Here is a 9,001-nt window from a genome sequence, read left to right as displayed (position 1 = left end):
TCGAGAATCGACGGAAAACTCGAGCCGACACGCCGACCTAACAAAGTACTACTAGAACACGATTCGGCTGATGATCTCGGCCACCAAGGCCGGCTTGTCTTCGCCTTCGATCTCGAGCGTGCATGCGGCGATGATCTGGAGTGCGCCGCCCGACGCGTCCTCGACGGAGGTCAAGGTGGTCTGCAGGCGGACGTGCGAACCGACCTTGACCGGGTTGATGAATCGGACTTTGTTGGAGCCGTAGTTGATTCCGAGCTTGGTGTTCTCGATGGTGTAGATCTGCCAGTTCAACATCGATACCAGCGACAGAGTCAGGAATCCGTGAGCGATGGGGGCACCGAACGGGCTTTCCTTCTTCGCGCGCTCGACGTCGACGTGGATCCATTGGTGATCCCCGGTGGCATCGGCGAAGGTATTGACCCTCTCCTGCGTGATCTGGAGCCAGTCGCTCGTGCCGAGGTCCTCGCCGACGGCTGCTTTCAGTTGCTCTGCTGACGTGAAGGTGCGCATGGTTTCGATTATGCGCCGCACCGATGTGCCCTGAGTCACCGCCCGGCGAAACGATTCCGGTCGGAGCTACTCGGCAGGCTTGAGTACCAAGGAGATCGAGTTGATGCAGTACCGCTGATCCGTCGGCGTCGGGTAACCCTCGCCCTCGAAGACGTGGCCGAGATGACTATGGCAGTTCTTGCAGATCACTTCTACCCGTCGCATTCCGAGCGAGGTGTCCTCGTTCAGGATCACCGCATCGCTGTCTGCCGGATCGAAGAACGACGGCCAGCCGCAATGTGATTCGAACTTCTCGGTGCTGCGGAACAACTCGGCGCCACACGCACGGCACTCGTAGACGCCATCTGTCTTGGTGTCTGTGTACTCGCCGACGAACGGGCGTTCGGTGCCTGCCTCACGGAGGACGGCGTACTCCTCGGGCGTCAACTTCGCACGCCACTCCGCGTCGGTGTGCTGGATGGCGGGGGCAGGATTCTTGTCAGTCGCTGAACTCATGCCTCCACGCTAATACGATCAGCCGGTCTTCGTCGTCTTCCCAGCTCGAGAGTCTTCGAGCAGGTAATCGGGTTCGATTCCGTCGTCCAGGCGCCCATCCTGGCGCGCCGCCAAGTAGCGGCCGATGAGCACAGCGAAGATCACGATGATCAGAAGACTCCACCCGAATGTGGTCCGCATGTAGTCCAGGGCACGGCCTGTTTCGACAAAGCGGCCGGACAGCCATCGATCCGCATTCATGAACCCGTAGATGGCGAGCCACGCAGGCCAGTTCCGAATCAGGGAGTTCTTCAGCACCACGGTCATGAGCAGGGGGAACAGCATCATGGAGTAGTACATCTGGCCGAGCGATCCGAGCAGCCAGTGAGCAGTCAGAATCAGACCCGACGCCGTGGCGAAGAAGAAGAGCCGATCCTCGCGGCAGTACCGGTAGAGCAGCCACATCGATACGACGACCATGAGGCCCAATACGACGCGTATCGCGAGGAGCAACAGGTCGGGGATACCGTAGTAGAGACCGTTCCCGACTACGGCGCTGTTGAAGTAGTCACGGGTCTGGAGTAGGTACGGCAGCGTGCGATCGATGAAGTCCATCGGGTCGACGGAGAGCGGCCATGCGATCGCCATCATCACCACCGGGACAGCGATCGAGGTGACGAATACTCTCCACTGTCTGGTCATCAACGGCAGCAGCAGCAGCGGAGCGAGCATGGGCTTGATCGCGAGTGTCAGCCCCATCGCGACACCCGCGGACAAATCCTTCCGCTGCAACAGGAATCCGATGAACGCGACCTCGCCGAGCAACACGAAACCGTTGAAATTGGTGAAGACGAGGGTGTTCGTCACCGTCTCGCTGACGAAGGCCGCGAGCAAAAGGGCCGGGGCTGCAACCGAATCGAGACGAAAGCCGAAGATCCTGAGCAGGATGTACAGGGCAACGAGAATCGCGACCGTGCTGGCGATGATGAACAGCCAACGTGACCGTTCCGGATCGATGACGGCAAGCGGCGAGAGCAGCATCGTCGCGCTCGGCTGGTACAGGTAATGCGGATCGACGGAATCGAAATTGGCCGTGTAGACGGGCTGGCGGTTGAGGAATGCGAGCGCCGCGTTGTACACGGGGTTGAAGTCATTGGTGATGTCGCCGTTGACTGCCTTGATCACAACCCTGTTGATCACCGTCATGATGGCCAACGGCCACAGCGCAAATTTGACTACGTCAGCGGTGGACCGGCCGTTCCGCGGCTCGAGAAAGCTAAGTGACACCCGGGAACGGTACCTTGACCCTGCTCTACCGATCACCGAGACACCCTCAGGCCGGGCAGACGCTGCCGTCCGGCGGCAGTGTGCCGTCCTGCGCATAGGTCACCGCTGCGGACTGCACGCACTGCGAGCCGCCGAGTGCAGGGTGACCGGCGCCCTGCCATGTCATCGAAGCAGAACGGGTCCCAGTGGCTGCGACGATCCCGGTGACACTCGCGAAACCGCCGTTGCCGACCACCGAGTCTGCAGCACCGCTGACAAGCAGAACCGGAATCGGCACCGTGGAGGGAAGGGGTGCCGCGGGCGCCGTCGGCCACGACGAGCACGTCAGCGCGGTCAGGGCCGCGTCGATTCCGAAGATCGGGTACAACTGCGCCCACGACGAACTCACGTCGCGCACCGCCTGCGGCGGCGGCCACTGTTGGCCGTCGGTACACCGTGCGACGAATTGACCGTCGGTTCCGTAGGCATCGGATGCTCTCGACGCGAGCTCCTGCAACGCGGTGGTGTCACCGGATCGTGCCGACGACAAAGTGTCGGCGAGTGCGAGAGCGCGCTGCGACGGATCTCCGGTGGACGAAGCCAGCGCATAGGCAATGCCGTCGAGCAGGCCGTGAGTCGATACGGGCGCGAGCGTGCCCGCGGCCGACTGTGCGACGAGATCGGCTACGGCTGCTCGTGGATCGTCTCCGAGCGAGCAGTCGAGGGCGACACACCGCCCAGCGAAGGCTGTGAACGCCGCTTCTCGACCCTGGGTCTTCTGCTCGGCCGCGGTCATCTGATCGATGCCTATCCCGTTCGGGGAGTCCAGAATCAGTCGCGCAACTCGATCGGGATGTTGCGCGGCATAGGCAAGCGCGGTCGTCGCTCCGTTTCCGGTGCCGATGATCCCGAGGGCGTCGACGCCCCACCCGATGCGTAGTTGCTCCAGATCGTCCGCAGCGTAGGACGACGCGAACGCCAGTTCCTGCGGTTGCAGGAGGTCCGTGCACTCGATGGTGGCATCACGCCCGGCGTCGACCGCTCGGTCGACCGAGTCGCCGCCGGTCCTCTCGAATTGTCCGAGGTCGGCCAGTGCCGCGCGGGCATCGATCTTGGTGCAGTCGACGGCAGCGGATCGTCCGATCCCGCGCCTGTCGATCGCGACGATCGGGTGGTCCGCAAGCAACGTCGCACCTTGACCCGCCGCCATGTCGGTAAGGGTTTCGATCGAAGAACGGTCCGACCCCGATGTCAGAACCATGGGGGCGGCGTCCGCAGGTGTGCGGTCGAGCCGCGCGCGCATCGTTCCCACCGAGAACGACCCGAACATCTGGCCCGACGCATCGACGGGAGCCTCGAAGTCCGCGCACTCGAGGATCAGACCTGGCGTCCGCGGAGTGAAGCCGTACCTGTCTAGAGTCTCGGTCGTGCAGTCCCGCCACGGCAGATCCGTGACCGGAACCTGGAGCGGCGGGATTGCAGGTTCGGCATCACCGGGTTCGGTCTCCTCCGGCTGACCAGGGGAGTTCTGCAGGACGGCGACATCGGGTCGGCTGGACGGCCCGGCGCTGCACGCCGCTGTCAGCAGCGACAGGCACACGATGGACACGAGCAACGATCGATTCTGCATCACGCTGCGAGGCTATCTACTTCTGCGCGGTCGTGGCCGGGCACCTGCCGCTGTGGGCCCTACGCGTCACTGCGGTGTTTGACCCACCTGGTCAGTAATGTCCCGTCTTCGTCGGCGAGGACGTGCGCGCGGGTCATTCGGCGAACCGACGACGAAGCGGAGTGCGAGATCCGTCCTGCAGATCCGGCGACGAGAACCGGTGAGGTCGTGATGCAGACATCGTCGACGGCATCGTCGGCAAGTAGCTGGCCGAAGATGCCTGGCCCGCCTTCGCAGAGAACCCGATGCAGACCTAGATCGTTCAGGGTCGCCAGGATGGATTCGGTCGTCACGGTGTTGCCGTCGGTCTCCACCACGCGAGCACCCGCCGCCGCCAACGTGCGGCGGGCTTCAGCGGGTGCGGACGAGGTGGTGAGGACGATCGGAGGAACGGCGGAGTCGGTGAATATCCGCGACTCCGGATCGAGATTCGCCGACGCGGTGACCACGACGAGAGGTGGAACCTCGGTCATGCCGAGTGAGGCTCGTTCGCTGCGAGTCGCGGCGGAGAAGCTCACGCCACCGTAGTTCTCGGCCCGCACGGTGCCCGCGCCGACGAGGACAGCGTCCGCCAATGTGCGCAGAACGGCGAACACGGACTTGTCCGCAGGAGTGCCGAGACCAGCGGAAACGCCGTCCGCTGTGACCGCTCCATCGATGCTGGCGACGAAGTTGACTCGTATCCATGGCCGCCTGGGACGGGGCGGGTACGCGTACAGCCGCGTGAGGTCGGCGTCCTCGAGTGGGCCTTTCGCTACGCGTGCCACATCGCTCTCCGATGTGAAGTAGGTCGCAATATCCAGTAGCTGCATAAAGTAGATAACACCACGTCGTTAGGCTGATCCAATGCCTGCACGTCTTGTCGATCGAAATCCCGTCGTTCCATCCGACCAACTGATCGCGCAGATGGTGCCGCCGGCCATGTTCGACGACGTCAGTTTCTCCTCGTACATTCCCGATCCGAACGAGCCGAGTCAGGCCGAGGCAGTGAAGAAAGCCGAGGAGTTCTCGCAGAAGGTTGCGAAGATCCGCGGCAAGGGCGGCAAGCGTGGGTTGTTCGGCAAGAAGGCCCCCGCAACCGGACTCGGGTTGTATCTCGACGGCGGATTCGGCGTCGGAAAGACGCACCTTCTGGCGTCGATCTTCCACAGCGTCCCCGAGCCGAAGGCGTTCGGCACGTTCGTGGAATTGACGCACGTCGTCGGCGCGCTGGGCTTCAACAAGGCACTGGACGAGTTGTCGAACCACAGCGTGCTGTGCATCGACGAGTTCGAGCTGGACGATCCGGGCGACACGATGCTCGTCTCGCGACTGCTCTCGGAGTTGTCCGCACGCGGGGTGTCCATTGTCGCGACCTCGAACACGCTGCCCGGCCAGCTCGGCGAGGGACGGTTCGCAGCCGAGGACTTCATGCGGGAAATCAAGAAGCTCGGTTCCATCTTCGAATCGATTCGCGTCGACGGACCCGACTACCGTCACCGCGATCTGCCGCCGGCCCCCGACCCGACGTCCGAGGACGAATTGGTCGAGCGTGCAGGCCAGATCGACGGTGCAACGCTCGACGATTTCGATGAGCTGCTGGCGCATCTGAGCACGCTGCATCCGTCGCGGTACGGGAAGCTTCTCGACGGTGTCGAAGCCGTGTTCTGGAAGAACGTGCACCCGGCTGCGGATCAGGCCGTCGCCCTGCGACTCGTCGTCCTCGCCGACCGGTTGTACGACGCCAGTATCCCGGTGACCTCGTCGGGCGCGAAGCTCGACGAGATCTTCACCGAGGAGATGCTGGCGGGTGGCTACCGGAAGAAGTACCTCCGCGCGACCTCCCGACTGCTCGCGCTGTCTCGGTTCGCTGCGGTCGGCTGACGCACCGTTCTACAGGGTCCGCTCCATGATGAAGTCGTCTTGGATGTCGCTGCCGAGTGCGAAGGTCTTGGTGCCTACCTTCACGAAGCCCTGCTTCGTGTAGAAGCGTTGTGCCCGGTGGTTCTGCTGGTTAACGCCGAGCCACACCCCGGCACATCCGGCGTCGACGGCGAGGGCAAGGACCGAGGACATCAGTTCCGCCGATACTTCGCGGCCGTGATGTCCGGGCAAGACGTAGAGCTTGGACAACTCGATGGTCGGTGACTTCGTGAGCGAGTGCGCGATGTCGGGGTCGGAAGGCTCGCCATGGATGAGCATCACGTAGCCGACTATCGAATCGTCCTCTCGCGCAGCGAGAATAGTGCGATTCGGATCGTTCAGGTATTCGCCGAACTTCTCGTGTGAGAGCACGTCGTCGATGAATGCCTCGATCGATTCACGTGTCGACCCCGGAGGGCAGGCAAGCGGGAACGTCACGGCTGCGACGTCCGCCAACTGTTCGGTCTCCCAGAGTCCGGCCGGTCCGACGGTGATGGTCACAGCTGGTCCACCGCTTCCTTGGCTTCGCGGAGGGAGAATCCGGTCCGCGCGCGCAGGAGCTTGATCGCGGCGATCGCCTTTCCTTCCTTCTTCAGCGCTCGCAACTTCGGAATGATGTCCTCCCATTCGCCGGTATCGAGTCCTTCGGCGTTTGTATAGGTGGCAGGTGAGGGGAGTGGATTGCCTCGCTCCACCGACTCGACGATGTCCTTGGCTTCCTCGAGCCCGGCGCCGGTGCGTTCACGGAAGAGCTTGATCGCATGGATTTTCTTCTTCTCTGCGACAAGCCGATAGATCTCCTCGCGTGCAGTGCTGTCCAAACCGGCGAGCATGAGCTGCGCCGTGGCTGCTGGAGTCTTACGTGGGCTCTTACGGGCGAGGAACCAGGCAGCGAGAACCGCGGTGTCGATGAGGACCAGCGCGACGATGAACCATCCCCAAGTGGGCATGGCTTAAGTAGAACACTCGGTCAGATGCAGGCGGAAAAGCGGTGCCGAAACAGCGGTCACTACTCAGTCGTGGCCGTGCCCACGTCGATCCCGAACAGGGTGACCGCCGCCTCCAGCGACCGCTCCGCGGTGTGGTGCTTGTGCGCCGACAGGTCATGTCCCGCACCAGTGATCTCGATGAAGCTCGTCCCGGCCTGGATGAGACCTATCGCCTCGCGCAACTCGGTCGGCGTCCCGAAAGGATCCTTGGTACCGGAGACCGACAGTGTCGGGATGGCGATATCGGGCAGATGCGCGGTGCGAGCCTTCTCGGGCTTGCCCGGCGGGTGAAGCGGATACGACAGCAGAAGCAAGCCTGCAGCGAGATCGCTGTCCTCCGAAACCGCCATCGAGGCCTGGCGACCGCCGTAGGAGTGACCGCCGACCAACACCGGTCCGGGCCCGCGGTCACGGAGGTACGTCACCGCCTCGCGGACGGTGTCTCGATCGCCGGGCGCTTTCGACGGGTGTGGGGGACCGGACTCTCTGGCCTGACGGAACGCAAGATCGAATCTGAGTACCGCGATTCCGCGGGCTGACCATGCTGTTGCCACATCGACGAGCAGCTTTGCGGTGCAGTTGCCACCGGCGCCGTGTGTAAGCGCAAGCGACGCCACAGGATTGCCGTCGGGGAGGTGAAGGAAGCCGCGCACGCCGCCGTCGGCGACATACGCGGCCTCGTGTGTGCTGTCAGGCATCCGCTGAAGAGTCGTCTTTCAGGTCGCCGTTTTCGTCCACCATGTCTGCGAATGCGGTGCCGGAGACCATCCCGTTCGTCCCGGGCAGCGTGACGGTCGGTCGTGAGCCCGGTTCGTACTTCTTGTCGATCCCGGCCACCTGTTCCTCCGCTTTCCTACGAGTCTCGTCATCGACCTGTACCTCGGTCGCGTTTCCCTCGTGGCTGTCGTCCGCCATGGGTGGCTTCCTTCCGTTCGGGGTGGGCTGCGTCTCCAGAGTGCACGTTTATGAGCTGAATCACCACCCGCCTCGCACTGGATTGCTGCTCATCACGGATTGCGGACAACAGTTGTCCTGGATCGTCGGCAAGCTGAAGAAGTGAACAACGAGCCTGGAGGAAGAATGACCGCTTCGGAATCACAGCCGCCCGCCTCCGCCCACCCCGCAACATGGAAGTTCGACTACCCGATCATTCACGCCGAGACTCGGACACAGTGGCGCACATGGCTGAGCAGCAACCACTCGTCGGTCCGCGGAGTGTGGTTGTGCTCATGGCGCACCGACACCGGACGACCACGATGCCCGTACCCTGAGGCCGTCGAGGAAGCCATCTGCTTCGGTTGGATCGACTCCACCAGCACCATCCTCGACGAAGAGCGCAACTTGCAGCTCTTCACGCCGCGAAGATCCAAGAGTTCTTGGACCCGGCTCAACCGCGAACGTGCGGCCGATATGGAAGCACGTGGCCTCATGACCGACGCTGGTCGCGACGCTATTGCCGCCGCGAAAGCCAACGGCTGGTGGACCATTTTGGACCAAGTCGAAGACCTCAGGGAGTCAGCTGAGTTGAAGGCAGCGCTGGACCGGGTCCCGCACGCTCGACGCAACTGGGACAGTTTTCCGCCCAGCGCTCGCAAGCAGATGCTGTGGTGGATCGTCAGTGCCTCGCGCGACGCAACACGGGCAGCGCGAATCGCCCACATCGTCAGCGACGCGGCCGTCGGTCGACGTGCCCAAGGATAAGACAAGAAAGGCCCCCTCGAAAGGGGGCCTGACCTGGTCGAACTATGGTGCGCGATACTGGGATTGAACCAGTGACCTCTTCCGTGTCAGGGAAGCGCTCTCCCGCTGAGCTAATCGCGCATGTACTCGAATCGAAGGCCGGGAGCCTCGAAACGCCAACACTAACTTCACATACGAGGTGGAGACGGGAATCGAACCCGTGTGCACGGCTTTGCAGGCCGTTGCCTCACCACTCGGCCACTCCACCATGGGCCTATGGTTCTTGGCTGCCCTGGTCCTCGAGCGGATGACGGGATTCGAACCCGCGACCCTCACCTTGGCAAGGTGATGCGCTACCACTGCGCCACATCCGCATGCGCCTCGGTGACATTTGCTGTCTCCGTGGTGCGGTGAAAACATTAGACTAACTTCTCGCGAACTCACAAATCAGGTGGTCAGGCGTGCTATTTGCCGGCTGCGGCCCACGTTCGCCCCGGTTTTCGATGTGTCC

Annotated in this window: 11 protein-coding genes and 3 tRNA genes; 2 read left to right on the top strand and 12 right to left on the bottom strand. The window is 63.0% G+C overall.

From position 1 onward, the window contains the following. Positions 1-51: 51 nt before the first annotated feature. The 5 genes from ACODSO_RS26630 to ACODSO_RS26610 form a co-directional block, all read right to left on the bottom strand. A complete protein-coding gene (locus tag ACODSO_RS26630; protein ID WP_489039649.1) occupies positions 52-510 on the bottom strand; it encodes a MaoC family dehydratase in 459 nt (152 codons plus the stop codon). A gap of 66 nt (positions 511-576) precedes the next feature. Further along, positions 577-1,005: a peptide-methionine (R)-S-oxide reductase MsrB gene (gene msrB / locus ACODSO_RS26625; RefSeq protein ID WP_068375980.1), complete on the bottom strand. Its 429-nt coding sequence runs from the start codon at positions 1,003-1,005 to the stop codon at positions 577-579. 18 nt (positions 1,006-1,023) lie between these two features. Beyond that, positions 1,024-2,271, bottom strand: a complete 1,248-nt coding sequence (locus ACODSO_RS26620) for a glycosyltransferase family 87 protein (protein ID WP_068375982.1) — start codon at positions 2,269-2,271, stop codon at positions 1,024-1,026. Between the two features lie 46 nt (positions 2,272-2,317). Further along, complete coding sequence (locus ACODSO_RS26615; protein ID WP_489039652.1) at positions 2,318-3,880, bottom strand: alpha/beta hydrolase; 1,563 nt, start codon at positions 3,878-3,880, stop codon at positions 2,318-2,320. A gap of 59 nt (positions 3,881-3,939) precedes the next feature. Beyond that, a complete protein-coding gene (locus ACODSO_RS26610; RefSeq protein ID WP_068375986.1) occupies positions 3,940-4,731 on the bottom strand; it encodes a pyrimidine reductase family protein in 792 nt (263 codons plus the stop codon). 34 nt (positions 4,732-4,765) lie between these two features. Between ACODSO_RS26610 and zapE the strand changes: the two genes are divergently transcribed. After that, complete coding sequence (gene zapE / locus ACODSO_RS26605) at positions 4,766-5,782, top strand: cell division protein ZapE (RefSeq protein WP_068375988.1); 1,017 nt, start codon at positions 4,766-4,768, stop codon at positions 5,780-5,782. A 9-nt stretch (positions 5,783-5,791) separates the two neighbouring features. Here the strand turns inward: zapE and ACODSO_RS26600 are convergent, their stop codons facing one another. The 4 genes from ACODSO_RS26600 to ACODSO_RS26585 are packed head-to-tail and all read right to left on the bottom strand — an operon-like array spanning position 5,792 to position 7,725. Continuing rightward, complete coding sequence (locus tag ACODSO_RS26600) at positions 5,792-6,322, bottom strand: GNAT family N-acetyltransferase (protein ID WP_489039648.1); 531 nt, start codon at positions 6,320-6,322, stop codon at positions 5,792-5,794. After that, positions 6,319-6,771 carry a ribosomal protein L7/L12 gene (locus ACODSO_RS26595; RefSeq protein ID WP_068375992.1) on the bottom strand — a complete coding sequence of 151 codons (453 nt, stop codon included), beginning with the start codon at positions 6,769-6,771 and terminating at the stop codon, positions 6,319-6,321. Before ACODSO_RS26595 ends, ACODSO_RS26600 begins: the two co-directional genes overlap by 4 nt. A gap of 59 nt (positions 6,772-6,830) precedes the next feature. After that, positions 6,831-7,508 (bottom strand): alpha/beta hydrolase family protein, encoded by a 678-nt coding sequence (locus tag ACODSO_RS26590; protein ID WP_068375994.1) that lies wholly within the window; start codon positions 7,506-7,508, stop codon positions 6,831-6,833. Continuing rightward, entirely contained in the window at positions 7,501-7,725 is a 225-nt protein-coding gene (locus tag ACODSO_RS26585; RefSeq protein ID WP_068375996.1) for a hypothetical protein, read from the bottom strand. The genes ACODSO_RS26590 and ACODSO_RS26585 overlap by 8 nt, the downstream gene beginning before the upstream one ends. A 165-nt stretch (positions 7,726-7,890) precedes the next feature. Between ACODSO_RS26585 and ACODSO_RS26580 the strand changes: the two genes are divergently transcribed. Next, positions 7,891-8,511, top strand: a complete 621-nt coding sequence (locus ACODSO_RS26580; protein ID WP_068376010.1) for a YdeI/OmpD-associated family protein — start codon at positions 7,891-7,893, stop codon at positions 8,509-8,511. Positions 8,512-8,556: 45 nt separating this feature from the next. Here ACODSO_RS26580 and ACODSO_RS26575 read toward each other — a convergent pair. From ACODSO_RS26575 to ACODSO_RS26565, 3 genes are all read right to left on the bottom strand, one after another. Continuing rightward, positions 8,557-8,631: transfer RNA gene (locus ACODSO_RS26575), tRNA-Val, on the bottom strand. 56 nt (positions 8,632-8,687) lie between these two features. Next, positions 8,688-8,758, bottom strand: a tRNA-Cys gene (locus tag ACODSO_RS26570). A 34-nt stretch (positions 8,759-8,792) separates the two neighbouring features. Beyond that, positions 8,793-8,864, bottom strand: a tRNA-Gly gene (locus ACODSO_RS26565). Positions 8,865-9,001: the final 137 nt, after the last annotated feature.

The sequence above is a fragment of the Rhodococcus sp. FG69 genome (assembly GCF_057808915.1).
The sequence above is the reverse complement of the archived record's forward strand: the minus strand, read 5'-3'. Positions and strand labels throughout refer to the sequence as shown.

What these genes read in the sequence shown, in the direction of transcription:
- ACODSO_RS26580 (WP_068376010.1), top strand. Translation starts at nt 7,891, where the DNA reads ATGACCGCTTCGGAATCACAGCCGCCCGCCTCCGCCCACCCCGCAACA.
- ACODSO_RS26590 (WP_068375994.1), bottom strand. Translation starts at nt 7,508, where the DNA reads ATGCCTGACAGCACACACGAGGCCGCGTATGTCGCCGACGGCGGCGTG.
- msrB (WP_068375980.1), bottom strand. Translation starts at nt 1,005, where the DNA reads ATGAGTTCAGCGACTGACAAGAATCCTGCCCCCGCCATCCAGCACACC.
- zapE (WP_068375988.1), top strand. Translation starts at nt 4,766, where the DNA reads ATGCCTGCACGTCTTGTCGATCGAAATCCCGTCGTTCCATCCGACCAA.
- ACODSO_RS26610 (WP_068375986.1), bottom strand. Translation starts at nt 4,731, where the DNA reads ATGCAGCTACTGGATATTGCGACCTACTTCACATCGGAGAGCGATGTG.
- ACODSO_RS26595 (WP_068375992.1), bottom strand. Translation starts at nt 6,771, where the DNA reads ATGCCCACTTGGGGATGGTTCATCGTCGCGCTGGTCCTCATCGACACC.
- ACODSO_RS26585 (WP_068375996.1), bottom strand. Translation starts at nt 7,725, where the DNA reads ATGGCGGACGACAGCCACGAGGGAAACGCGACCGAGGTACAGGTCGAT.
- ACODSO_RS26615 (WP_489039652.1), bottom strand. Translation starts at nt 3,880, where the DNA reads ATGCAGAATCGATCGTTGCTCGTGTCCATCGTGTGCCTGTCGCTGCTG.
- ACODSO_RS26630 (WP_489039649.1), bottom strand. Translation starts at nt 510, where the DNA reads ATGCGCACCTTCACGTCAGCAGAGCAACTGAAAGCAGCCGTCGGCGAG.